General features: G+C 66.7%; 29 protein-coding genes. 12 read left to right on the top strand and 17 right to left on the bottom strand.

Features of this window, described 5'->3' with window-relative positions:
* Nucleotides 1–283: 283 nt before the first annotated feature.
* The 3 genes from AORI_RS83790 to AORI_RS42620 all read right to left on the bottom strand — a co-directional run bounded on the left by AORI_RS83790 (nt 284) and on the right by AORI_RS42620 (nt 2,016).
* Entirely contained in the window at nt 284–454 is a 171-nt protein-coding gene (locus tag AORI_RS83790) for a hypothetical protein (protein WP_167337756.1), read from the bottom strand.
* Nucleotides 455–579: 125 nt separating this feature from the next.
* Nucleotides 580–1,296, bottom strand: coding sequence for an SGNH/GDSL hydrolase family protein (locus AORI_RS42625; protein WP_016330780.1), 717 nt, complete (start codon nt 1,294–1,296; stop codon nt 580–582).
* A gap of 87 nt (nt 1,297–1,383) precedes the next feature.
* Nucleotides 1,384–2,016, bottom strand: a complete 633-nt coding sequence (locus AORI_RS42620; protein WP_043847850.1) for an NAD(P)-dependent oxidoreductase — start codon at nt 2,014–2,016, stop codon at nt 1,384–1,386.
* A gap of 96 nt (nt 2,017–2,112) precedes the next feature.
* On the opposite strand from AORI_RS42620, the gene AORI_RS42615 reads away from it, so the two are divergent.
* Entirely contained in the window at nt 2,113–2,703 is a 591-nt protein-coding gene (locus tag AORI_RS42615; protein WP_016330778.1) for a TetR/AcrR family transcriptional regulator, read from the top strand.
* Between the two features lie 403 nt (nt 2,704–3,106).
* On the opposite strand, the gene AORI_RS42610 is transcribed toward AORI_RS42615, so the two are convergent.
* Nucleotides 3,107–3,610, bottom strand: a complete 504-nt coding sequence (locus AORI_RS42610) for a GbsR/MarR family transcriptional regulator (protein ID WP_016330777.1) — start codon at nt 3,608–3,610, stop codon at nt 3,107–3,109.
* A 94-nt stretch (nt 3,611–3,704) separates the two neighbouring features.
* On the opposite strand from AORI_RS42610, the gene AORI_RS42605 reads away from it, so the two are divergent.
* Nucleotides 3,705–4,601, top strand: a complete 897-nt coding sequence (locus tag AORI_RS42605) for an ABC transporter ATP-binding protein (RefSeq protein WP_016330776.1) — start codon at nt 3,705–3,707, stop codon at nt 4,599–4,601.
* Nucleotides 4,598–6,232 carry an ABC transporter permease gene (locus tag AORI_RS42600; RefSeq protein WP_016330775.1) on the top strand — a complete coding sequence of 545 codons (1,635 nt, stop codon included), beginning with the start codon at nt 4,598–4,600 and terminating at the stop codon, nt 6,230–6,232. Before AORI_RS42605 ends, AORI_RS42600 begins: the two co-directional genes overlap by 4 nt.
* A 44-nt stretch (nt 6,233–6,276) precedes the next feature.
* Here AORI_RS42600 and AORI_RS42595 read toward each other — a convergent pair whose 3' ends face one another.
* The 6 genes from AORI_RS42595 to AORI_RS42570 all read right to left on the bottom strand — a co-directional run bounded on the left by AORI_RS42595 (nt 6,277) and on the right by AORI_RS42570 (nt 9,398).
* On the bottom strand, nt 6,277–6,660 hold the full coding sequence (locus tag AORI_RS42595; RefSeq protein WP_016330774.1) for a hypothetical protein: 384 nt from the start codon (nt 6,658–6,660) through the stop codon (nt 6,277–6,279).
* A 35-nt stretch (nt 6,661–6,695) separates the two neighbouring features.
* Nucleotides 6,696–7,007, bottom strand: coding sequence for a hypothetical protein (locus AORI_RS82675; protein ID WP_081809623.1), 312 nt, complete (start codon nt 7,005–7,007; stop codon nt 6,696–6,698).
* A 53-nt stretch (nt 7,008–7,060) separates the two neighbouring features.
* On the bottom strand, nt 7,061–7,618 hold the full coding sequence (locus tag AORI_RS42585; protein ID WP_016330772.1) for a TetR/AcrR family transcriptional regulator: 558 nt from the start codon (nt 7,616–7,618) through the stop codon (nt 7,061–7,063).
* Nucleotides 7,619–7,681: 63 nt separating this feature from the next.
* A complete protein-coding gene (locus AORI_RS42580) occupies nt 7,682–8,467 on the bottom strand; it encodes a metal-dependent hydrolase (protein ID WP_016330771.1) in 786 nt (261 codons plus the stop codon).
* Between the two features lie 54 nt (nt 8,468–8,521).
* Complete coding sequence (locus AORI_RS42575; RefSeq protein WP_016330770.1) at nt 8,522–8,875, bottom strand: STAS domain-containing protein; 354 nt, start codon at nt 8,873–8,875, stop codon at nt 8,522–8,524.
* Between the two features lie 214 nt (nt 8,876–9,089).
* A complete protein-coding gene (locus AORI_RS42570) occupies nt 9,090–9,398 on the bottom strand; it encodes a WhiB family transcriptional regulator (RefSeq protein ID WP_016330769.1) in 309 nt (102 codons plus the stop codon).
* 136 nt (nt 9,399–9,534) lie between these two features.
* Between AORI_RS42570 and AORI_RS42565 the strand changes: the two genes are divergently transcribed.
* From AORI_RS42565 to AORI_RS42555, 3 genes are all read left to right on the top strand, one after another.
* Complete coding sequence (locus AORI_RS42565; RefSeq protein WP_016330768.1) at nt 9,535–9,951, top strand: ATP-binding protein; 417 nt, start codon at nt 9,535–9,537, stop codon at nt 9,949–9,951.
* Nucleotides 9,948–10,721, top strand: coding sequence for a SigB/SigF/SigG family RNA polymerase sigma factor (locus AORI_RS42560; protein ID WP_016330767.1), 774 nt, complete (start codon nt 9,948–9,950; stop codon nt 10,719–10,721). Before AORI_RS42565 ends, AORI_RS42560 begins: the two co-directional genes overlap by 4 nt.
* A gap of 77 nt (nt 10,722–10,798) precedes the next feature.
* Nucleotides 10,799–11,224, top strand: a complete 426-nt coding sequence (locus AORI_RS42555) for an ATP-binding protein (protein WP_016330766.1) — start codon at nt 10,799–10,801, stop codon at nt 11,222–11,224.
* On the opposite strand, the gene AORI_RS42550 is transcribed toward AORI_RS42555, so the two are convergent.
* A complete protein-coding gene (locus AORI_RS42550) occupies nt 11,193–11,669 on the bottom strand; it encodes a MarR family transcriptional regulator (RefSeq protein WP_016330765.1) in 477 nt (158 codons plus the stop codon). The genes AORI_RS42555 and AORI_RS42550 overlap by 32 nt on opposite strands.
* A 55-nt stretch (nt 11,670–11,724) precedes the next feature.
* Between AORI_RS42550 and AORI_RS42545 the strand changes: the two genes are divergently transcribed.
* Nucleotides 11,725–12,360 (top strand): nitroreductase family protein, encoded by a 636-nt coding sequence (locus AORI_RS42545; RefSeq protein ID WP_016330764.1) that lies wholly within the window; start codon nt 11,725–11,727, stop codon nt 12,358–12,360.
* Here the strand turns inward: AORI_RS42545 and AORI_RS42540 are convergent.
* Nucleotides 12,338–12,994: an alpha/beta hydrolase gene (locus tag AORI_RS42540; RefSeq protein WP_016330763.1), complete on the bottom strand. Its 657-nt coding sequence runs from the start codon at nt 12,992–12,994 to the stop codon at nt 12,338–12,340. The two genes, AORI_RS42545 and AORI_RS42540, sit on opposite strands and share 23 nt — an antisense overlap.
* Before the next feature lie 28 nt (nt 12,995–13,022).
* Nucleotides 13,023–13,670: an HNH endonuclease family protein gene (locus tag AORI_RS42535; protein WP_394329966.1), complete on the bottom strand. Its 648-nt coding sequence runs from the start codon at nt 13,668–13,670 to the stop codon at nt 13,023–13,025.
* Nucleotides 13,671–13,847: 177 nt separating this feature from the next.
* Here AORI_RS42535 and AORI_RS42530 point away from each other — a divergent pair, with 177 nt between their 5' ends.
* Complete coding sequence (locus tag AORI_RS42530; RefSeq protein ID WP_016330761.1) at nt 13,848–14,840, top strand: SEL1-like repeat protein; 993 nt, start codon at nt 13,848–13,850, stop codon at nt 14,838–14,840.
* On the opposite strand, the gene AORI_RS42525 is transcribed toward AORI_RS42530, so the two are convergent.
* Nucleotides 14,837–15,730 (bottom strand): SWIM zinc finger family protein, encoded by an 894-nt coding sequence (locus tag AORI_RS42525; protein ID WP_016330760.1) that lies wholly within the window; start codon nt 15,728–15,730, stop codon nt 14,837–14,839. The two genes, AORI_RS42530 and AORI_RS42525, sit on opposite strands and share 4 nt — an antisense overlap.
* Nucleotides 15,731–15,734: 4 nt before the next feature.
* Nucleotides 15,735–16,403 (bottom strand): SDR family oxidoreductase, encoded by a 669-nt coding sequence (locus AORI_RS42520; protein WP_016330759.1) that lies wholly within the window; start codon nt 16,401–16,403, stop codon nt 15,735–15,737.
* A gap of 47 nt (nt 16,404–16,450) precedes the next feature.
* On the opposite strand from AORI_RS42520, the gene AORI_RS42515 reads away from it, so the two are divergent.
* The 4 genes from AORI_RS42515 to AORI_RS82665 all read left to right on the top strand — a co-directional run bounded on the left by AORI_RS42515 (nt 16,451) and on the right by AORI_RS82665 (nt 20,488).
* Entirely contained in the window at nt 16,451–17,008 is a 558-nt protein-coding gene (locus AORI_RS42515; protein WP_016330758.1) for a TetR/AcrR family transcriptional regulator, read from the top strand.
* A gap of 383 nt (nt 17,009–17,391) precedes the next feature.
* A complete protein-coding gene (locus AORI_RS42505; RefSeq protein ID WP_123798240.1) occupies nt 17,392–18,753 on the top strand; it encodes a DNA cytosine methyltransferase in 1,362 nt (453 codons plus the stop codon).
* Between the two features lie 284 nt (nt 18,754–19,037).
* Entirely contained in the window at nt 19,038–19,514 is a 477-nt protein-coding gene (locus AORI_RS82670; protein WP_081809622.1) for a DNA mismatch endonuclease Vsr, read from the top strand.
* 125 nt (nt 19,515–19,639) lie between these two features.
* On the top strand, nt 19,640–20,488 hold the full coding sequence (locus AORI_RS82665) for an Eco29kI family restriction endonuclease (RefSeq protein WP_081809621.1): 849 nt from the start codon (nt 19,640–19,642) through the stop codon (nt 20,486–20,488).
* A 197-nt stretch (nt 20,489–20,685) separates the two neighbouring features.
* Here the strand turns inward: AORI_RS82665 and AORI_RS42500 are convergent, their stop codons facing one another.
* A complete protein-coding gene (locus AORI_RS42500; RefSeq protein WP_123798238.1) occupies nt 20,686–21,306 on the bottom strand; it encodes a hypothetical protein in 621 nt (206 codons plus the stop codon).
* A gap of 2 nt (nt 21,307–21,308) precedes the next feature.
* The gene (locus tag AORI_RS42495; protein WP_016330754.1) at nt 21,309–22,967 is read right to left on the bottom strand and encodes a DEAD/DEAH box helicase; all 1,659 of its coding nucleotides are present in this window, start codon (nt 22,965–22,967) and stop codon (nt 21,309–21,311) included.
* Nucleotides 22,968–22,971: the final 4 nt, after the last annotated feature.

Raw genomic sequence — 22,971 nt, 5'->3', positions numbered from 1 at the left:
CGCGGGCCCTTCGGGGAGAAGGAGCGTGCAAGAGGCTCTGGGATACATCAAGTCACTAACTTTTTTGTCGAGTTTCGGTGGTCCCCCTCGGTCTGAGGTGAAGGACAAAGGCACCGGCCGGCGCGAGTAGGTGTGGACTGCGCACCGGCCGGTCCTTTTTTCCCTCCCCCCGGGCCCGCTCCCCAACGGGCCCGCGTCCGGGCGTCCCCCTCCCCCGAAGGAGCACCCGGAGGTGATGCCCGGCGGCCCCCTCGGCCTCCGGACATCACCTGTCTGTGTTCATTCAGTTCGACGGCGGGTTGGTGCCGTACGGGTCCCAGTTGCCGTCCGGGCTGGTGCCGGGACGGGGCGGGACCGGCGCCGTGATCGGCTTCGGCTTCGGGGTCGTCTCTTCGAGGTCTTCGGTGGCCGTGGCCTCGTCGTCGACGGGCGCGGTGTTGGTCTCGGTCGTCATCGGGTGTCCCTCATTTCCTCGACTGCTCCATAGGACGCAACGAGGCTGCCACCAGATACACGCAGAGCCAGCTTTTTCATGGAAATTTCTTAATCTGTGGCAAGCGAGTGACCTGATCAGCGCTTTTACCCCGAAAAGGTGTCGCTGAGTAGCCGTCGGCTCACTTCCGCGAGTTGTCCCGCCCAGCGCCGGTAGCCCTCGGGGCCGGGGTGGAAACGGTCCTCGGCGAAGGTCGCGGGATCCAGCATCGCGGCCGGCATCGGGACGTGGACGACGCCGGGCAGCAGGGCCAGCCGGGCGGCCGCGGCGTCGAGGACGGCCGACCGCGCGCCGAGGACGTCCCGCAGCGGACGCGGCAGCGAGGGGAACCGGCCCATCGGCGGCACGCCGGCCAGCACCACCGGGACCCGCCCCACGCGACGTCGCACTGCGACGATCAGGTCGAGCAGGTCACGCCGGTAGCGCGTGGCCGAATGCAGTTCGATCGTGTCGTTGACGCCGAGCGCGATCACGACCAGGTCGGCGGGTTCGAGCAGCGGCACCAGGTCCTCGCGCACCACGCGGGCGTTGGCGCCGGTCCGGCCGAGCGCCTGCCAGGCGACGGCGCGGCCGTCCCACGCGAGTTCCTCCGCGAGCCGTCCGGTCAGCCCCTCGGCGTGCGTCGGCGCGCCGACTCCGTCCACTGTGGACTCGCCGAGCACCGCGAGCCGCACCGGGTCGCCGTCGCCTGCCACCAGGCCGGTGACCGGCCCCGCGGCACCGGGCAGCCTGGGCGTCGTACGGCGCACCCGGACGGCTTGCGCGAGAAGGATCGGGGCGAGCACCACCGCACGGCTGATCACGTCAGGACCCTACTGCCGCGTTTCGTCCTCTGAACGCGATCGTTGCGCACGCAACAACCGCATCGAGAGGACTGAACGCGGGGAAGGTCAGCCGTGGGCGATCGAGACCGTCTGACGGACGAGCGAGTCGTCCGCGGCCGCGCGGAGCAGGTAATCGGCGACGTCGGCGCGGTTGATGCTGTAGCTCCCGCGGACGTTGCCGTCGGTCCGGGCGGCGATTTCGCCGGTGTGCGGCCCGTTCAGCAGACGCGGCGGACGCACGATCGTCCAGTCGAGTTCGCTCGCGCGCACGATCCGCTCGGCGGCGATCATGTCGGTGAACGCGTGCCGGAGGATCCTGCCCAGGATCGGCTTGACGACGTTCCTGGTGAAGAAGGCGTCGCCGTCGACGAACGGTCCGCTGGCGCTCACCAGCAGCAGCCGCCGGACGCCCGCCGAGCCGAGCGCGGCGACGGCGGCGTGGGCTCCGTCGGTGACGATGGTCGTCGGGTTGCGGTCGCGGGCGCCGAGGGCGGAGATCACCACGTCGCGTCCGGACACCGCCTCGGTCAGCGCGCCGTGTTCGGCCAGCTGCGCGACGACCACCTCCAGCAGGTCGCCCTCGACGGTGAGCCGGGACGGGTCGCGGACGACCGCGGTGACGTGGTGGCCGGCGGCCAGTGCCTGCTTGACGACTTCGGAGCCGACCCCGCCCGTGGCACCGAGAACAGTGAGCTTCATGGTCACGCCTTCCTGGGTTAGTGAACACTCACCCACTATGGTGAGTGTTCACTTACCACTTGTCGAGCGAACGCTGAGAAGCCCTCAGGAGCGAACATGGGAAGCCGCGAGGAGATCGTCGCCGCGGCGGCGAAGGTGATGCGCGAGCAGGGCTACGCGCACGCCACGACGAAGGCCATCGCGCAGGCGGCGGGCTACTCCGAGGCGTTGCTGTACAAGCACTTCAAGGACAAGACCGAGATCTTCACGAGCGTGCTCACCGAGCGGCTGCCCGCGCTCGGGACGACCTTGGACGAGCTGATGAAAGCCGCGGCGGACGCCCCGCTCGCGGCGAACCTCGCCCGGCTGGCGCGGATCACGCTGTCGTTCTACCTGGAGAGCTTCCCGATCGCGGTGTCGCTGTTCTCGTCGCGGGAACTGCTCGCGACCCATCGGGAACGGGTCATGAGCAGGGACCGCGGACCGGAGGTCCCGCTCGCGCGTGTCGCCGAGTACCTGCGGGAGGAGGTCCGGCTCGGCAGGATCCGCGAGGACGCGGACCTGGACGCTTCGGCGTCGCTGCTGCTCGGGGCGTGTTTCCAGTACGCGTTCCTGGCGTCCTTCGAGGACCGGGAGCCGCCCCCGGAGGAGTTGGACGAATGGGCGGAGAGGCTGGCGGGCACGCTCCTGGTCGCGGTGGCCTCGTGAGTGGCGATTCGGGCCAGAACCCGCCGTGTCCTCCATACCTACTGGTCCGAAGTCCGCGACTCGCGTGATCAGGCACGCAACTCCCGTGATCAGGCGCGCAACTCGCGTGATTGGATACCGCACTCACGTGTTCCGCCTCCGATCACGCGAGTTCCGGCTTCGATCACGCGAGTGCGGTCACCCGCGCGCCCGATGGCTCCACCGGCTCGGAGCTTGACGGCACCGGACGCTCGCCGCGACACGGTCGAGCCGAGGTCGGCCACTCGGCGTGCCTGATGCCGACAATGTAGGAATCGGGACGTTGAGTGTCCCAATTCCTACATCACCGAGGGGCACTCAGGGCATGGAGCCTGCCGAGGGGGCGGCTCCACCACGACAGATGGTCACTCGCGCGCCCGATGGCTCATTTGGCCTTTTCGGCCCGCATCTCGTGCCACTTCGCGTACATGTCGTTGAGCTCCTTGATCATGAAGCTCAGGAAGTCCCGCATCTCGGCGACCCGCTCGCCGGCGGGCGTGTCCGACCCCAGCGCCGAAACGCCCTCATCGGCCGCGTCGCGCCACATGGTGATCATGCGGTCGCGTTTCATGAAGGTGGCGTACCAGAGGTCGTCGAAGAGCCGGTAGTGATCGCGGCGCGAGCCGGGCTCGCGTTCCTTGGCGACCAGGCCGATCTGTTCCAGATACCGCACGGCCCCCGAGATCGCGGCGGGGCTCACCGAGAGCTGGTCGGCCAGCTCGGCCGCGGTGAGACGGCCGGCGTCGGTGGTCATCAACGCGGCGAACACCCTGGCGGGCATCCGCTGCATCCCGATCTGGGAAAGCGTGAGGCCCAGGTGCTCCACGTAACGGCGGACGGCGTCCTCGTCTCTCTGCGTGCTCGAAGCACTCTCAGGCGTCGTCGTCATGGGCACATCCTCTCTCACTTCCCCCAGAGTGATCACACCATCCATACGTTTTCTTAACTTCACAACTTCGTGAAATCACTGTACCTTCAGCTTCATGGAAAACGCCATCTCCATCTCCGGCCTCCACAAATCCTTCGGCCGGACCAAGGCTTTGGACGGCCTTGACCTGCAGGTACCCGCTGGGGAGGTGCACGGCTTCCTCGGCCCGAACGGCGCGGGGAAGTCGACCACCGTCCGGGTCCTGCTCGGTCTGCTCCACGCGGACTCGGGCGACGTCCGCCTGCTCGGCGGCGACCCCTGGAAGGACGCGGCGAGCCTGCACCGGCGCCTCGCCTACGTCCCCGGCGACGTGAACCTCTGGCCCAACCTCTCCGGCGGCGAGGTGATCGATCTGCTGGGGCGGCTGCGGGGCGGGCTCGATCAGCGCCGCCGCAAGGACCTCGTCGAACGCTTCGACCTCGACCCCAAGAAGAAGGGGCGCACCTACTCCAAGGGCAACCGGCAGAAGGTCGCGATCGTGGCCGCGCTGGCCTCGCACGTGGACCTGCTGATCCTCGACGAGCCGACCTCCGGCCTCGACCCGCTGATGGAGGCCACCTTCCAGTACGCGATCCAGGAGGAGCGCGAGCAGGGCCGCACGGTGCTGCTGTCGAGCCACATCCTGGCCGAGGTCGAGGCGCTCTGCGACAAGGTCAGCATCATCCGCAACGGGCACACCGTCGAGACCGGCACGCTGGCCGAGCTCCGGCACCTCACCAGGACGTCGATCTCGGCCGAGCTGGCGGGCCCGCCGAACGGGCTCACGAAACTCCGGAACATCCACGACCTCAAGGTCGAGGGCAACCGCGTCCGCTTCGACGTCGAAACCCGCTCCCTCGACGAAGCTCTGCGGCAGCTCACCCAGGTCGGCGTCCGCAGCCTGACCAGCCAGCCGCCGACGCTGGAGGAGCTGTTCCTCCGCCACTACACCACCGAAGCGAGCGCGAAATGACCGCGACGCTGGACCGTCCCGTAGCCACGGGACCGGCGCACGGACTGGTCGGCACCTGGCAGCTGACCAGGCTGGCGCTACGGCGGGACCGGATCGTCCTGCCGATCTGGATCGTCCTGCCCGGGATCATGCCCTCGACGTCGTCGGGCACGTTCGAAACCCTGTACCCGACGGCCGCCGAACGGGCCGGGCTCACCGCGGGCATGGGCGCGAACCCGTCGCTTTCGCTGATCTACGGCCCGGCCTTCGACCTCTCGACCGCGGGCGGGTTCACCGCGTGGCGGCTCGGCGGCTTCCTCGCCCTGGTCATCGGGCTGATGGCGGTTTTCACCGTCACCCGGCACACCAGGGCCGAGGAGGATTCGGGCCGCGCGGAACTGCTGGCCTCCGCGGTGGTCGGCCGGTACGCCCTGCTGACCGCGGGCGTGCTGGTGTCCGCCGGGGCGAGTGTCCTCATCGGACTCGTCGAGGCCGCGCTGATGATCGGCGCGAAGCTGCCCGTCGAGGGCTCGCTCGCGCTCGGCGCCGCCACCGCGGTGACCGGGCTGGTCTTCACGGCGATCGCGGCGGTCGCCGTCCAGGTCGCCGAGTATTCGAGGACGGCCAACGGGATCGGCGCCACCGCCGTCGGGGTCGCGTTCCTGCTGCGCGCGGTCGGCGACTCGACCTCCGACGCGAACTGGGTCTCGTGGCTGTCCCCGATCGGGTGGGCGCAACGGATCCGGCCGTTCGCCGACGAGCGGTGGTGGGTGTTCCTGCTGCCGCTGGGCGCGACCGTGGTCGTCGGCGCGGCCGGGTACGCGCTGCTCCCGCGGCGCGACGTCGGCACCGGCATCGTCCCGCCGCGTCCCGGGCCCGCCGAAGCCGCGGCGTCGCTGCGCAGCCCGTTCGCGCTGGCGTGGCGGCTGCACCGGGGTCCGTTGATCGGCTGGCTGATCGGCACGGCGGTCTGCGCCGCGGTGTTCGGCTCGGTGGCGAGCGGGATCGGCGACGTCGTCGGGGAAAGCCGGCAGGCGAAGGAGATCTTCCAGCGCCTCGGCGGAACGGACGGATTGATCGACGCCTTCATGGCGGCGATGAGCGGCCTGTTCGCGATGGTCGTCGCGCTCTACGGGGTGCAGGCCGCGTTGCGGCTCCGCGCCGAGGAATCCGCGGTGCGGGTCGAGCCGCTGCTCGCGACGGGTGTGGGTCGGCTGCGGTTGCTCGGGAGCCATCTCGTGTTCGCGTTCGGCGGCACGGCGCTGATGATGGTCGTCAGCGGTGTCCTTTTGGGACTTTCGAACGGGATGCGGTCCGGCGGTGTCGGCGACGCGGTCGGCGACATGGTGGTCGCGTCGCTCGCGCAGCTTCCGGCGGTGTGGGTGATCACCGGGCTCGCCGTGACACTCTTCGGCCTGGCGCCGAAGTTCACGACGGCGGCGTGGGCGATCGCCGGGCTGGCGTTGCTGCTCAGCCTGTTCGGCCCGGTGCTGAACCTGCCGCAGGCGATCGTGGACGCCTCACCGTTCTCGCATGTTCCGAAGCTGCCCGCCGCGGAGTTCACCGCGACACCGCTGGTCTGGCTGACCGGGGTCGCCGTGGTCGCGCTCGCGGCCGGGCTCATGGGCTGGCGGCGTCGCGACGTCGGCTAGCCACAGGGGAAACCGTGAAGGCCGCCCGCCGGGGAGGGCGGCCTTCACGGTACTTGCCGTACTCCGCCGTCGGGCGTCACGACCAGCTTCGCGGTCGGCACGCCGCCTCCGCACGCCTCGCCTGCCGGATAAGCGATCACCGGGGTCACGTCGAGGACGTGGGGTTTCCCGTCGTCGAAGGTCACCGTGGTCCGGACCGGCGTGGTCGGCAGGCCCCGGGTCGGGACGAAGACGTGCTCGCCACCGGGCGCTGACTCGGTCACGCAGGCACCCGCCCAGCACAACTCCAGCGACACGCGGGTGACCCCGGCGGCCGGGATGTCGAGGGAGATCCCCTCCGACAGGGCGATGGCCGGGCAGGACTTCTCACCGGAGCCGCACGCGGTCGAAGCCGTGAGCAGGAGCAGGAAAACGGGTAGTCGCCGCATACCGGGCAGACGAGGCGAAGGCCGCCCTGGTTGCATCAGTCGCTTCGGAATCCCGTGGTCGAACTGGGCGGGAGCTCCGTCGAGGTGGGTGAGGGTGTCACGGTCCTGGTCACCGTGCGCGGCGCCGGCGTCCTGGTGCGGGTGACGACGAGCGGCTCCGGGGTGCTCGCCGGCACGGTCACCGTGACCGGTCCGACCGAACGGGAGGTCGAGGCCGGGGCCGGGGTCGTGCCGACTTCGTAGACGCGGCGCTGCGGCTCGCGGCCGGCCACCAAGAGCGCGGCGACGAGCAACCCGGTCGCGATGCCCGCGATGGCCGCGACCACGACGGAACCCTGGCTCGACATCCGGCACCCCCTCGCCATGCGAAGCGCAGGTACGGGGACTACTCGCGTTGATCTTACGTTTCGTTACGCAACGTGCGCAATCCGTCGACAATGATCCGCACGAGATGCCGCTCTTCGAGTGAGTACCGTTCGGCGGCGAGGCAACCGGCGATCAGGGCGCGCAGGTCGTCGCCGTCGATGTCCTCGCGGACCGCGCCCGCGGCCTGTGCCCGGGTCAGCAGCGCCTGTGTCGCCGAGCGGAACTCGTCGCCCGCGCCCGCCTTGAAACCCAGTCCGGTCGTTTCGGCGAGCGCGTCGCAGAGGGCCCGGTTGCGGGACGCCTGCTGGACGACGCGTTTGAAGAAGTCGAAGAAGGCTTCACCGGGGTCTTCGGCGGCCAGCAGCTCGCGGGCTTCTCGCGCGAACTGCTCCAGCCGGTCCACCACGACGGCCTGGAAGAGCGCTTCCTTGCTGGGGAAATGCCGGTAGACGGTGCCCGCGCCGACCCCGGCGATGCGGGCGATCTCGTCGAGGGGGACGGCCAGGCCGTCGACGGCGAAGGCCTCCTCGGCGGCCGCGAGCACCTTCGCGCGGTTGCGGCGCGCGTCGGCGCGCAGCACGGGCTTGTCCACTGTTCCCCCTCCTCAACCGGGTCCGGCGTTCCGATTCAACGCCGACGGCGACGGGGGCATTCCTCACCGCACCGCGGTCTGCGTCCCGTCCGGTGTGAGGAGGCCCTGGACCGTGGTGAACAGGTACTCCCAGACACCCGGGATCAGCACCACCGCGGCGACCGCGAACACCGGGAAGATCAGCCGGTTCTCCACCTTCTTGCCGGTGCGGAACCGCAGCGGCTTCGGCGGCCGGATCTCGTACCAGGTCTCGCCCGCGATCGGGATCGGGAACAGGAACGGGCAGCCGGACTCGGTCAGCGCGTCCCCGAGGCAGTGCACGAAACATCCGGCCGCGACGGCGATGCCGAGCCAGCCGGAGATCTCCGCGAGCTGCGCCGCCTTGTCCGGCGGGGCGGTCCACACCCACCACCCGACGGCGGCGCCGCTGACCGGCAGGAGCCAGTCGCCGAGCGCGCCTTCCGCGAGCAGCAGGCCGAGGACGACGACGCCGAACACGGCCCATGGACCGCCCTCGGTGGTCCCCCAGGAGGTCAGGAAGCCGAGGCCGACGGCGAACAGGACGGTGTGCGAGAGATGCCGGTGCTTACCGGTGACCTTCTCGTCCCGAGGCCCCTTGGTCAGCGCGTAGAGCCCCGCCGAAACGCGGCGAAGCACCCATGAGATCGCGCCGGTGAACCAGCCGAGCAGCTTCGACGCGCGAGCGCCCGGATGGTCGAGATCGGGAAGGAGGGCGAACCCCGCCGTGGTCGCCGCGAAGACGACCGCCTGGTGCACCGTGCCCGCTCCGACGGCGGGCGCGAGCGCGAGGCCCGCGCACCACCCCGTCAGGGCATGCGTCCGCCCCATCATCTTGCCGCCCCCAGGTGTCGCGGATCACGAGCCCACGACCGTAGCGGGGGATCAGGCGGGGGGCTCCTCCGACACGCTGAGGTGCTCGGCGACGCCGGTGAGCTCGATCACGCGGCTCACCTGCGGGCTGGGCACCAGTTCGAGTTCGACCGCCTTCTCGGCGGCCTGGCGCTGCGCCTGGAGCACCACGTTCAGCGCCGAGGAGTCGAAAAAGGTCACGCCGGTCAGGTCGGCGACCACCCGGCCCGACGGTTTGTCCGTGATCAGGGCCCCGAGGGTCTCCTGAAGCTGCGGGCTCGTCAGCAGGTCGAGCTCACCGGTGACCACCACACGCGGTTCAGACGCGTCGGCGTCCAGCGTGATGCTGAAACCGGGCGGCGTGGTGTTCTGGTCCGCTGCGGGCATGCACATTCTCCTCATCAGGTGAGAACCGACGCTCAGCGCCGGAACGCGCCTGTGGTCTCAAGCGACGGCCGCGCCCAGTCCGGACACGGACGCACGCTCTTCTTCGGCGGGTAGGCGTGGCTGTCCCCGCAACGACAGTCCCAACCCTAACCCAGTACGGACGGGGCGCCACGATCGCCGTCGTGCGCGTCGCCGACCGGTGCCCCGGGCGCGCTCAATGCGCGGTCAAGGCCTTGCGCCCGGCGCGCCGTTCACGGAGGAACAGCTCGCGGCGCTCGATCTCGCCAAGACCACCCCAGATGCCGTACGGCTCCTGCACCGCGAGCGCGTGCTTGCGGCACTGCGCCAGCACGGGGCAGGTGTGGCAGATCGCCTTGGCCCGCGATTCGCGCCGCTCACGGGCCGAACCGCGTTCGTTGTCCGTGTGGAAGAACAAGCTGCTGTCCGCGCCTCGGCACGACCCACGGAGCTGCCAATCCCACTCTTCCGCCACCACGTTCGGCAGCCGGCTCACGTCAGCCATGTCGGTCCCCGCCTTCCAAGGAGATCGTTTGTCGCCGGTTACATGCCCGCCCCCTGCACGGCTCAAACGTGGGTTTGGTTTGCTCACACCAAGGGCATCTGACGGAGCGGCAGCGCAGCTCGAGAGAGGAACACACGTGGTGGACAACACCCCGCCCGGCGGGGAGGGCGCTCAACTCATCGAGGTACGCACGGCCGCGGTACCGCACGTGGTACCGACCCTCCGGACGATCGTCGCGGATATCGCGATGCGCCAGGACTTCGATCTGGACGCCGTCGAAGATCTCCGGATGGCGGTGGACGAGGCCTGCTCGATGCTGCTCCCGTCGGCCGCCGACGGCCATCTGACCTGCGTCTTCTCGTGGAAGGACGGGCGGATAGAGGTGACCGTGTCGGTGCTTTCGGACTCCCCGGAACCCGACGACGAGACCGGTCTGTCCTGGCAGCTGCTCACCGCGCTGGCGACGTCCGCGCGGCGGAGCGTCACCCCGGCCGACGGCGGCTACCTGTCCAGGGTCGAGCTCATCCGGGAGAGCGAGGCGGCCCGGCCGTGACCGAACCCGTCGAGCAAGACGGCGCGGATGTCCCGGTCCTGTTCGAGCGCATGTGCGCGCTGCCCCCGAACTCCCCCGAGCGCGAGGCGCTGCGGGACGAGCTGGTGCGCGCGCACCTCGAACTCGCGCGCAATCTGGCGCGCAAGTTCCGCAACCGGGACGAGTCGATGGAGGATCTGGTCCAGATCGCGACGATCGGGCTGATCCACGCCGTCGACCGGTTCGATCCCGGCCAGGGCAGCGATTTCCTGGCCTTCGCGGTCCCCACCATCTCCGGCGAGCTGCGGCACCACTTCCGTGACAACAGCTGGTCGGTGCGGGTGCCGCGGCGGCTCAAGGAGCTGAACGCGAACATCTCGGCCGTGCGCGAAGAGCTCACTGTCCGGCTCTCGCGCGCGCCGAAACCCAGTGAGATCGCCGCGCATCTCGGCGTTCCGATCGACGAGGTCTACGAGGGCCTCCGGGCCGGTCAAGGCCGGTACGGGGCCTCGCTGGACAACCTCCTGGAGAACTCGGCGCACACCCGCTTCGGCGAGGCGGACGCCAATCTGAGCCAGGCGGAGTTGCGGGAGGCGCTGCGGCCGATGCTGGAACGGCTGCCCGATCGCGAGCGCAAGATCGTCGCGCTGCGGTTCGGGTCCGGGATGAGCCAGTCGGACATCGCGCGCCGTGTCGGTGTCTCCCAGATGCAGGTGTCGAGATTGCTGGCCGCCACACTCAAGAAACTGCGTGAAGGACTGACCGAGACCGAACTCACCGACGGAGTCTGATTCGACCTCGGCCCTTGTGGGTATCAGGGAGGCGAACAGCGGATCTGGAAGTCTCTCGTGAGGGGAGGTGCGGAACCATGACGATGTCCAAGACGCGATCGGAGGGCTCGTTGCCGGTGGTCTCCCTGCCCCTGCCGGTCGACGTGACGGCCCCCGCTGTCGCGCGACAGGCCGTGCGGGCGACCCTCGCGAGCTTCGGTCTCGACGGGCCGGCGGTCGACGACGTCCTCCTGGCCACCTCCGAGCTCGTCACGAATGCTTTCGAGCATGGTGAGAAGCCGGACAGGCTTGAGGTCGAGTACTCCGGCGGAAGGCTCACCCTGCGGGTCTTCGACTCCGGGACGAACCGGCCCAAGCTGAAGGAGCCGTCGCCGATGGCGGCGCGCAGCCGCGGTCTTCAGCTGGTGCACGCGTTGTCCGAGGACTGGGGACACGAGCTCTGCTCAGGCGGGAAGTACGTCTGGGCCGTGTTCAATCTTGATCAAGCCGACGCTTCAGCTTGAGCGCGGCGTCCGTTTCGGCGATGCGTTCCCGAAGCGGTTTCCGTTCCAACGCCTCGACGGCGGCGACCAGCACCTCCCTGAGCGGGTACGGCAGTTCGGCTTCCAGCTGGGCGGCCGCGGCGCTGGTCGCCGCCCACTCCGCTTCCAGCGTCGGCATCAGCCGTCGGGTCTTCTCGGTGAGTGAGACGATCCTCTGCCGGGCGTCGGTCCCCGGCCGGAGCGAGACGAGGTCCTGACGCGCCATCTGCGCGATGGTCTGGCTGGCCGCGGAATGGGTGACGCCGACTTCGGCGGCGAGGTCGCGGATGGGCAGTGGCCCGTGCGCGACGATCGCGCGGACGAACGGCGTGAACCGCGGCCGGTAGTCCCCCAGGCCGATGTCCTGGAAGAACGCGGAGACGTCCGCCTCGGTCACGTCGAGGACGTGCCTGAGCAAAGTGCCCATCCCTCGTTCGCGCGGCGGCCTCCCCACCAGCGGATCATAACGACATACTTCTGAGATGACGCCCGAAGAGCTGCTGACGACCACCCGGACCGTCCGCAAACGACTGGACCTGACCCGGCCGGTGCCTCTCGAACTGGTCAAACACGCCCTGCAGGTCGCGCTGCAGGCGCCGAGCGGGTCGAACACGCAGCGCTGGCATTGGCTGGTGATCACCGATCCCGGTCAGCGGGCCGAACTCGGCAAGCTCTATCAGCGGGCGTGCCGCGAGTACCTGGATTCCCCTCGGGCGGCGGGAAAGCTGTTCGCGGACGACCCGCAGCGCTCGAAGGTGCAGAAACGCGTCGGCTCCAGCGTCGAGTACCTGGCCGACAAGATGGGCGAAGTGCCCGTGCACGTCATCCCGTGCCTGGAGACCGACAGCGCGGACCTGCCCGCCGGGAACCAGGCCGGGCTGTGGGGCAACCTGCTGCCGGCGGTGTGGAGCTACATGCTCGCGGCGCGGGCGGTCACGCTCGGCACGGCGTGGACGACGCTGCACCTCGCGTACGAGAAGGAGGCCGCGGAGATCCTCGGCCTGCCGGACAACGTGCACCAGGCCGCGCTCATCCCGACGGCGTTCTACACCGGGGACACCTTCAAGCCCGCCGCGCGTCAGCCGCTCGACGACGTCATGCGGCTGGATCGCTGGTGAGATAGGACTCCAGCCGGTCCGCCAGCTCCTTGGGGTGGCTCAAGGGCACGGAGTGGGAGCCGTCGATCTCGTCGGGCGCGAATCCGAGCCTGTCCTGGACGACCCGGCGCTGGAACTCAGGCGTGAAGAAGCGGTCTTCGCGCGCGATGAGCACCTTCGTCGGGACGTCCGGCCACTTGTCCAGCGGCCACGGCTCTCCCCATTCGGCGCTGACCTGGTTCCGGCCGTGCGAGCCCGCCTCCGCGACGATGTCCGCGGGGACGCCGTTGAAGAACTTCTCCTCGTCGGTGAGGCCGGGGGTGTCCTCGAAACCCGTGGCGCCCCACCAGTCCCCCGGCGACTCGCCCGGCTTCGGGACCATCGGCGTCAACAGCACGAGCAGCCGCGGCGAAAGCTTCTCGGCCACCAACGGCGCGGTGAAACCGCCGTAGGAATGGCCGAGCACGACCAGATCCCCGCGATCGCCGATGGCGTCCACGACGGCTTCGACGTGTTCTCCGAAGCCCGCTTTCTCGTCGTCGATCGGCAGGTTCACCGCGACGACGTCGTGCCCGCGTCCGGTCAGTTCCGCCTCGAGGAGGTGGAAGTCCCAGGCGCTGCCGCCACCGCCGTGGATCAGTACGAAGGTCGCCATGGCCACAGCCAACCCGAAACCGGGGAGATCAGCAACGACCGAGCATGTCGCTGAGCGCGCTCTTCTCCGCTGTCGTGATCGTGAGGCCGTAGTAGTGCTTCACGGTGATCCAGTCGGTGGCGTAGGTGCACCAGAACGAGACGAGCGGCGGCTTCCACTGGTCCGGCGCCTTGTCGCTCTTCTCCTGGTTGACGTTGTCGGTGACGGCGAACAGCTGCGGCCGGGTCAGGTCGTTCGCGAACTGGCGCCGCTTCTCGTCGGTCCAGGACTTCGCGCCGCTGACCCAGCTTTGCGCGAGCGGCACCATGTGGTCGATGTCGATGTCGGTCGGTTTGGTCCAGGTCTCGCCGTCGTAGACGCTCGTCCAGCTGCCGGAGGTCGGGGCGCAGTCGGAACCGGCCTTGACGTCCTTGCCGTCGCGTTTGAGCACGAACTCGCGGGTGTTGCAGTTGTTCCCCTGGTTGTCCCAGTGCGGGTACTTCTTGCGGTCGTAGCCGTCCATCGAACCGCGCGGGGCGACGGTGAGTTCGTCCAGTTGCTTGCGCGCGTCGGCCGCGCTCGCCGGGTTCGCGGGCTTCGGCTGCAACGCGTCGCCCTTGCCGCTCACGAACCAGAACACCGCGAGCACGACGGCGGCGAGGGTGATCAGCAGGAGCAACCGCTGAGCCGTGGTCATCTGGCTGGTACGCGTGGCCACCGCGCGGTTTCCTCTCGACGGGGATGGGGAGCGCCAAGTATCGCCGCGCGGCGCGGGGAAACCGCGCGCGACACGACGATGACACCCGGTAGTTGTTGTCACATCGGGGCCCTGAGCAGCGACTACCCCAGGGACGCTGCCGGAAGGAGCGGGCTTGTGGGCGCCGAAAAACGTAAGTGGAACACCCGGGTCGACGACTATCTGAACCGGAAGGCCGCGGAACGCGGGCACGTGATCGCCATGGCACGTATGGGATCCACCGCGCTGGAGCGTGGCGATCTCGACGAGGCGGAGACGTGGTTCCGCAAGGCCGCCGAGGGCGGGGACAGGGTCGCGATGGGCAACCTGGCGCATCTCCTGAACGAGCGCGGCGTGCCGGAACAGGCCGAACGCTGGTATCGCGAAGCCGCGACCGCCGGTGATTCGCATGCCATGTCGCATCTGGGAAATCTCTGCGCGCGCCGAGGGGACCGGGAGGCGGCGGAGGACTGGTGGCGCCGGGCCGCCGCCGAGGGCCGCGTCGAGTCGATGGCCGAGCTCGCGCGGTCCAGGCACCGCAGTGGCGATCTCGAAGAGGCCGAGTACTGGGCGGGCGAGGCCGCCGAAGCGGGCAACGTCGAAGGCATGATCACGCTCGGCGCCGTGCTGTGCGACACCGGCCGGACGTCCGAAGCGGATCCCTGGTGGCGCAAGGCGAGCGAAGAGGCCGACGCGGCGTCGCTGATCAAACTCGGCCACCAGGCACAACAACGAGGCGACCTCGCGCGTGCCGAAAGCTGCTTCCACGCGGCCGCGGCCGCCGGCGCCCCCGACGCCGCCGTCCGCCTCGGCCTGGTGCTGCACCGCCGTGGCGAACTCGACGCCGCCGAGCGCTGGTATCTCAAGGCGGCCAAACGGGGCGACGCCGCCGCGATGACGAACCTGGGCGTGCTGGCCAACGACCGCAACGATCCCGGCGAGGCCACCGCCTGGTACCGGAAGGCCGCGGAACTCGGCAGTGTTCCCGCGTACACCAACCTCGGCAGGCTGGCCGCCGACCACGGGAACTTCCAGGAGGCCGAACACTGGTTCCGCGCGGCCGCCGACACCGGCGACCAGGCGGGGCGACGGGATCTGGAGGAGCTGTACCGCAACCGGCAGCGGTACTAGGCCTTCCAGTTCCGCATTGCCGCGAACCCCTCACGCAGCCGCTGGAGCTTGCGGCTGCGGTACGGGTCCTCGCCGTCGTCGAGCCGCCACCGCTCCTCGACGCCGGCGCGGAACACCGCGAGCCCCTCGAACCCGAGGCCCGCGGTGAAGTCCGCGATGTTCACGTCGATCCGGCCGGAACCGTCGAGATCCAGCCGCAGCAACCACTCCGCGAGCTCCTTGGGCTCCGGTGGCGTGTCCGCGCAGGCTTCCGCGTACAACGCGAGCGCGCCGGAGACCTCGGAGCCGAGCGCGCCGAAGGAGTCCTCGACGAAGTCCAGCGCCTCCACCACCAGCTCGATGACGAGGCACAGCAGCGGCCCGTCCATGAGTTCCCTGACGGTGGCGAGCACCTCGCGCACCTTCTCGGTGTACGCGACCGTGCCCTGGAAACCGACGAAACCGCGCAACCGCAACGTTCCCTCGACATGGCGGCGCAACGCGTCGAGGTCGCCGCGGCCCGCCTTGAGCGAGAGCTTGCGGAACAGGACCGGGTCCTCGTTCGCGTGCCCGACGAGCAGTTCGACCAGCTCGTCGCGGTCGAGCGTCTCGACGTACCCGCGGATGTCGGCCGCCCCGCCGTCCGCCACCCCTTCGAGGACCAGCAGCCCGACGGCCACGCAGTGCTTGCAGAAGAAGCCGTCCGCCGCGTGCGGGCAGGAGCACTCGCCGACGAGCTCGCCGTCGACGTTGCGCAACCGGACCGTGTACCGGTCGGTGCCGCTGACCACGGCCGTCACCCCGCCCGCGACGTCGTCCAGCGTCTCGACCGACTCCCGGTATTTGGCGCCGCGCGCGAACGAGACGTCACCGGCCTGCCTGCGGAGTTCGTCCTCGCTGAACCACGTCACCGGCCTATTCTGCGCCTTGGCCCGGAGGACCGAGGAACAACCCGCCGCTCGCGTCGAGGACCTGCCCGGTCACCCATCGGGCGTCGTCGGAAACGAGGAACGCGACCACGTCCGCGATGTCCTCCGCGGCGCCGAGCCTTCGGTGCGCGGTGAGGGTTTTAACGGCTGCCTCCAGCTCCGGAGTGAAGATCCGGCCGTTGTCCGCGGTCCTGGTCGCGCCCGGCGCGACGGCGTTGACCGTGATGCCGCGGGGTCCGAGCTGGTGGGCGAGGGTGCGGCTCATCGTCTCGAGCGCGCCCTTGGTCATCGCGAAGGAGGTCTGCGCCGGGTTGGCCATCCTGGTGGCGACCGACGAGACGTTGACGATGCGGCCGCCGTCGTTCAGCGGTGCCCGTTGGATGAGGAAGTACGGCGCTTTGACGTTCACCGCCATCAGGTGGTCGAAACCCTCGGGCGTGTCGGTCTCGATCGGCCCTCGCGGCGCGGCCGCCGCGTTGTTGACCAGGATGTCCAGGCTGTCGATGCCCTCCAGGGCCTTGTCGACTCCCTCCATGGTCGACAAGTCGCCCTTGGTGCTGTCGTGTCTCAGGACTTCGATGCCGTCCCTCTCGAGCCGCCGCGCGATCGCCGCCCCGATCCCCCGCGACGCTCCGGTCACCAATGCCGTCTTCATCGCTCACCCCACATGTTAGTGACTAACACTTTGATAGTGTCTACCACGTGAGCCTCCGAGACCTCCAGCGCGCCGAAACCCGGCTCGCCGTCCAGACGCACGCCATCCGCCTCTTCACCGACGTCGGCTACGACGCGACCACCGTCGCCGACGTCGCCGCGGCCGCCGGCGTCTCGGCGATGACGGTCTACCGGCACTTCCCGACGAAGGAGGACCTGGTCCTCTACGACGAATACGACCCCGTGACCGCTTCGGCCGTCGCTGCCGCGCCTCCTGGCCCCTTGCCCGCGCGGATCGGACACGCGCTCTCGAAGACGGCCGCTCACGGGTCCTCGTCGGAGAAGGCGTTCCTGCTGGCGCGGTTGCGGCTGATGATCTCGGTGCCGGCGCTGCGGGCACGACATCTGGACAGCCAGTACGCGACGGCCGATGCGATCGTGGCCGCTCTCGGTTGTTCGCCTGAGGAGGAGTTTCGGGTGCGGGCTACGGCTATGGCTTGCCTTGGCGCCGCTCACGTCGCGCTGCTGCGGTGGGCGGAGACGGACGGGGAGGCGGATCTGGCGGGGCTGATCCGGGAGGCCCTGACCGGCGTGTTCGGAGGCTAGCTAGCCAACCGTTACCGCCCAATCTGGCCTTCGCCCCGCCCCTTGCGCGTGTGGCAAAGTGGACGGATGGCGAGGGTGACTGAGTTCTTCCAGGTGCGCGGCGACACGAAGCCGCATCCCACCGAGGTTGAATGTGGCTATAGGACTATTAACACTCCCACGGGGCCTTTGCTTCAGTTGAGCACGTACGGGTCCGACGAGAGACAGTCGGAGAAGAAGGTGAGCCAAACGTTGCAACTCGACCGCGAGAACGCTCTGCGCCTCGTCGCGATTATCCGTGAGACTTTTCCGGACCTGTGAGCGTGGTCGCAGGTAGCGAGTCCACCCCACACTCTGCGGCGCGTCCGGCACATTGACCTCAACCTCCGCGGTATGCTTCCGCCGTGCCTGAACCTCGAGAGCCCTACCGAACTTCCGTCGAGCTGTTCGCGGGCGGCGGTGGCCTCGCGATGGGAGTCGAACGGGCCGGCTTTCGCCCCCTGCTGTTCAACGAGTTCGCCAAGTACGCGTGCGAGACGCTCGATGTGAATGTTTCGAAACGGCACAAGGCGGACAGGATCCGCGTCCCGGCCCCGGGTAAGGATGTCGTAGCCGCGGGTCCCTACGAGGTCCCGCCCCCGGGGGCGGTTGTTCCGATCGTCGAGGGCGATGTCCAGCGCATTGACATGGGCAATTTGAATGGTCGGGTCGACGTTCTGGCGGGCGGCCCACCGTGCCAACCGTTCAGCCTCGGCGGCGTCGCCAAGGGCGACGAGGACAAGCGGAACATGTTCCCGCAGATGTTCAGGGCAGTCCGGCAGATCCAACCGAAGGCCGTCATCTGCGAGAACGTTCGCGGGCTCCTGAGGCCGTCTTTTAAACCGTACTTCGACTACATCCTGCGAGAGCTCGAGTTCCCGTTCGTTGAGCGGAGGGTGGACTCGACTTGGCAGGAACACGATGACGTCCTGAGGGCCATGGAGGAGCGTCGTGACGTTCGGCCAGACGAGCGTTACGACGTGATCATGACGCCCGTTAATGCAGCCGATTACGGTGTCCCCCAGATTCGGAACCGGATTATAATTGTCGCTTTCCGCTCAGACCTGAACGTCGACTTGGACACTTTTCGCAAGTTTATAACCCCTCAGTACTCTGAAGGCGCCCTATTCCGGTCGATACTGAATGGCGATTACTGGAAACGTCATGACCAGGTCCCGGAGCATGTCCGGGAGCGGGTTGTCGCGAGCGTGCCCAAGAATCTTCCCCTTGACGACGGAACCAAGCCTTGGCGGACTTTGCGGGACGCGATCGTTGGCATCGAGGACGGGGAGGGCGGGAAGCTACCGCCACTTCCCCCCATCGGGTGGGACAAGTTGGATCGCGTGGACTACAGGGCGGGGGGATTCCGTTACCACGTCGGCTGGCCCGGGGCACGGATCTACGACGGACATACGCCCAATGAATACGACCGTCCCGCGAAAACCGTCAAGGCTGGGGTTCACGGGGTACCCGGCGGGGAATCAGTGATGCTGACCGATGATTTACTAGAGCCGGATCCGGGCCCTCTCGCTGCCAAACGTTACAAGCATCGCTATATGACGGTGCGGGAAACGGCGCGTGTTATGACTTTTCCCGACGAGTGGGAGCTCGCGGGACCTCGCGGCGAACAGATGCGACAACTTGGCAACGCGGTGCCGGTTCTCCTAGGAGAGGTTTTCGCCAAGGCTGTCGCGGCGGTGCTCGACGAAGCTAAGTCTCGCGCGTGACCCCGACCCGTCGCGCCCAAAGCGCCTGGAAGGAGAACTCTCCACCGGCCACCGCGTGGAAGGGGCGGGCGGGACGGACCCGGGAGACCTTGGCTGCGGAACAGGATCTCGCGGCCGGGGGGCGCCACCGCCGGTTTGTGGACCTCGGCGACGGGCGCCTCGCTCGCGCTTCGGTTGAACTAAAGGTCCTACCGAACACCCGCCGAATTCGGGCATACCTTCGCTGGTCGGATAATGGCAAGTCTCCCGCGAAATACCTCGGGCAAGTTGATTACGGTACACGGATGGAAAACTTGACCGCAGCTTGGGCGATGGCCTGGGAAAAGGGGCTCGCCTGCGAACAGAGTCTTCCTGAGGGGTCATGGGCGACTTCGCCAGCCGTCAGGGCATCGATGCGCGGCAACCGAGGAAAAGACACAAGACCGGAAATACGGCTACGGAAGTTATTACACTCCAGAGGTTTTCGCTATCGGGTTTCCGCTAAACCGCTCGCGGGAATCAGAAGAACGGCTGATCTCGTCTTTTCCAGAGCGCGGGTTGCTGTCTTCGTTGACGGCTGTTACTGGCATGGATGCCCCGAACATCATCGCCCGGCTACGACCAATGCTGATTTCTGGCGAAAGAAGATCGAAGGCAATCGAGAAAGGGATCTTGAAACTAATCGACTTTTAAAAGAAGCTGGCTGGCGGGTCATACGAGCGTGGGAACACGAAGACCCGGAGGACGTAGCTCGCCGCGTAGGTGATTTGGTCCGCCGATAGCGCCTTTGAGAGAGGCTAGCCTGAGCGGTTAAGTGTCTGCCACCGCAATCGCGAGCACTGATTGGATGCGTACGCGTTCATAGCGCCATCATGAGCGTCGACGGCCTTGGCGCTATAGTAGCACTGTGACCAGGAAGCTCGAACACTTGCCGAAGCCCAGGCGGTTTAATCCTCTCGACCCTGCGGCGATTGGAACTCTACTCCGCGAGCGGCTGGAGCAAGAACAACCGCACTCGTTTCCACCCGCACCTTTTCGTGGCGCGGGGCTATACGCACTATACTACATAGGGGCACGAGTGGCCGAATACCGGCCGCTCACTGAAGCGTTTACAGCCGGGCATCAAATTCCCGTTTATGTCGGCAAGGCAGCTGCCGGGAACAGCAATTATGGCCAAGAACCTGACTACGACAACACCAATCTATACGATCGGATCGCTAAGCACGCGAAGTCAGTCTCTGAGGTCGAGAATTCCGGCATCCGCGGGAACTTGGCACTCAAGGATTTCCGAGTCAAGTTTCTATGCCTCGACGATGCCTGGATCGTACTTGGCGAGCGCGCGCTCCTGCGTGCTTACCGGCCTGTGCTATGGAATACTATTGTTAATGGTTTCGGGTCGAATGAACCTGGAACGGCCCGCGCTAACGCGCGCTCCGTTTGGGACACGATGCACCCGGGCAGGGGCCGGGCAGGCCCGCTGCCCCACCGCGGCCTTACGCTGGATGAGATGAAAGCTCGCGTCGCCGAGGGCGTGCGTATCTCGTTGATATCCGATAATGAATCTCGGGATGCGCGGCTGGACGCTTTACCTCGCCCATCCACGATATGGGTTCCCGCGAAGAAGCTTGATCCGGATAAGCGAATTTGGGTTCGAGATGAAGATCGCTTTCTCTCAGAAGTCAAACGAATGGGCTTGGCCACCCCACAGTATCGGACCGACTCAACTATGGGACTCCCCTTCGACGACGAGGAATAGACGCGCTGCCGTCAAGCAGCGCTAGGTTTGTCGATCGTCAGGTCTAGCAGACGCGCCCTCGGGGGATACAATAAGGTACCAATCCGGCGCATTAGGGTTACCGCCAATGACCGGCAAGCATTATTCGCCAACAGGATTGGCGAATAATGCCATTATTATCACTCGCTAAATTGATTCACTGGTCGACAATCTTTCTGTCAGCTTGACAGCGGGATGTAGTCAGGATTTGAAATCATTTGACGGTTCAGATAAACTACTTCAAAGTCACCTCGAGCACCTATTTTCTTCTGTAATTCCCTTTCCCCATCCGAGATATTCTCACCATCGCGGGTCGTCATGACGATCACCGCCTCGTCACCGCCTCCCTTGGTCGCCGTCAGTGCGGCCCAGAAGAGATCTTTGAAGCTACTGGGGCGCCCCCACACGACCAGCCGCGAAAAAGAACCCTTGATAGCCGTACAACGGTTCGGCTTGATGACCACCGAATCGGGCTTTACGGTCCACGATGAGTCCAGTGCGGCACTGACGATCTCTTCCGTGCCCTTGAAACGATTTGGAATATAACGCACATATGAGCCGATGCCTTCTTGGGCCCGCGCGTACTCCTTCATCGCGACGTCCTTGAGCCATACACGTACATCTTTCTCGGCCCCGTACCGAAGCATCGCCTGGCCGACCTCGTGGTCATCCACCCACTGACGGTACTGTTCGGTCTTCTTACTGTTCGAGAGCAGCTCCCAGTCAAGCTTCTCCGCTTGACTGTACATCGCGTAGAGAATCTGGTCGCGCAATTGTGGAGGTAGTTGCAAGGCAGCCACACTTACTCCTGGGCTTCAAGGATTTCAGGGAATTGAAGGCGGAACTCATCATACGCGGTTTCAAGGCTCGCGGCGTCTTTGATCCACTCTTCCATGAGAGCGGCGACGCGCTGGTCACTGAACTCGATATTCGATCGGCCCGATGTTTCTAGCACCTCGATTTCCTTACCACCGAGGGAACGTTTGAGTTTTAAGGCCGCCGCGATACGACGAAGATCACTGACAAAATCCAATACGACGACACGGTCCTTGCCGTCGCTAAGTCTGAGGCCGCGACCTAGCTGCTGGACGAAGATGCGGCGAGAATGCGTTACACGGGCGAAGCACAGGATGTTCACGTCAGGGATGTCAACACCCTCGTTCAAGATATCGACTGCGGTCAGGATTGGGATATCGCCTGCCCTGAAGGCGAGCAGTCGGCGTTGCCGCTCCCTCTTCGACAACGCGGCGTGCACAGCTTGCGCGCCGGACCATAAAGGGGTGTGGTCCAGCAGTTCCGCAAGCCGTTCCGCGTGCTCGACGGTACGACAAAAAACAATCGCCCTTGGCCGGCTAGTATTCGCCCATACGGCGGCAAGTTGCTCACGGATCGCTTCATCGCGCTGCGGAAGAAATAACCTGGAGTTCAGGTCAGCGAGCCCATAAGAGTGCGTGCTCGCGTCTTTCACTACGTCCCAATCGATATCGTCCACGAACAGCTTGTAATCAACTTGAGCTAGGTAGCCCTTGCGCATTCCGTCCTCGATACCAAGCTGGAAGCTCGGTGCCCCCAATTGTTCGGTGATGTCGTGCGCGTCCCCACGCCAAGGCGTCGCCGTGACACCAAACTGCCTCGATCGCTCTAATATCCGCAATAGCTCATCGTACTGGCCCTCGGCACCAAGATGATGCGCTTCGTCGATCATGACCAAAGCTGGCCGATATCCGAATTGAATGGCAGACAAGGCAGAACCAACGGTAGCGCATGTCACTCCGGATAAATCATCTACCTTGTTTTCACCAGTTAGCAACCTGGTTGGTATTTGCTTTGGGAGGTGGCGCCAGAGCGCGCGTTCGAGCTGGTGCACTAGGTCCTTGGCATGTGCCACGACCAGTACTTTATCCGTCGGGTGGCGAACCAGGTGAGCGTTAAGTACTTCGCCACCGACTACTGTTTTACCAAGCCCTGTTGCCAGGACTAGTAACGCGCGTCCGTTGGACTCGAGATCACTCTCTAGACGTGCGAGCGCCGTCTCCTGATACGACCTGAGTTCGACTCGACCAAAGCGATCGGGAAGCTTGTCAAACGCTGCCGCGAGGTCGTTGCCGGTCCAGAACAGGATCTGCGGACCAAGCCTGGTCAGCTCATCAGCACGACGTTTCGCCCCGAGACTGAACTGCGTGTTAGTCACGACTATCGCCCGGTGGGCTCTATAGGTCTCCCTGGCGAGGGCCACTTCGTCGATGGCCTCTGCTCCTACTGGTGTGCGCCGTTTCCATTTGCACTGGATAACCCAATCCTCATCGCCACGCCGAGCGAGGATATCGCCGCCATCGTCTCCTGGGCCGTCAATATTGACCACGAATGAGCAGCCAATATTCCATAGAAGCCTCTCGATCCGTCGAGGAAACTGCGACGGGCCAGCGTCGCGCAGGCTAATAGCGTCGAGGAAATGGCGCATGTCC

It is taken from the genome of Amycolatopsis keratiniphila (assembly GCF_000400635.2).
GTDB lineage: Bacteria > Actinomycetota > Actinomycetes > Mycobacteriales > Pseudonocardiaceae > Amycolatopsis > Amycolatopsis keratiniphila.
The sequence above is the reverse complement of the archived record's forward strand: the minus strand, read 5'-3'. Positions and strand labels throughout refer to the sequence as shown.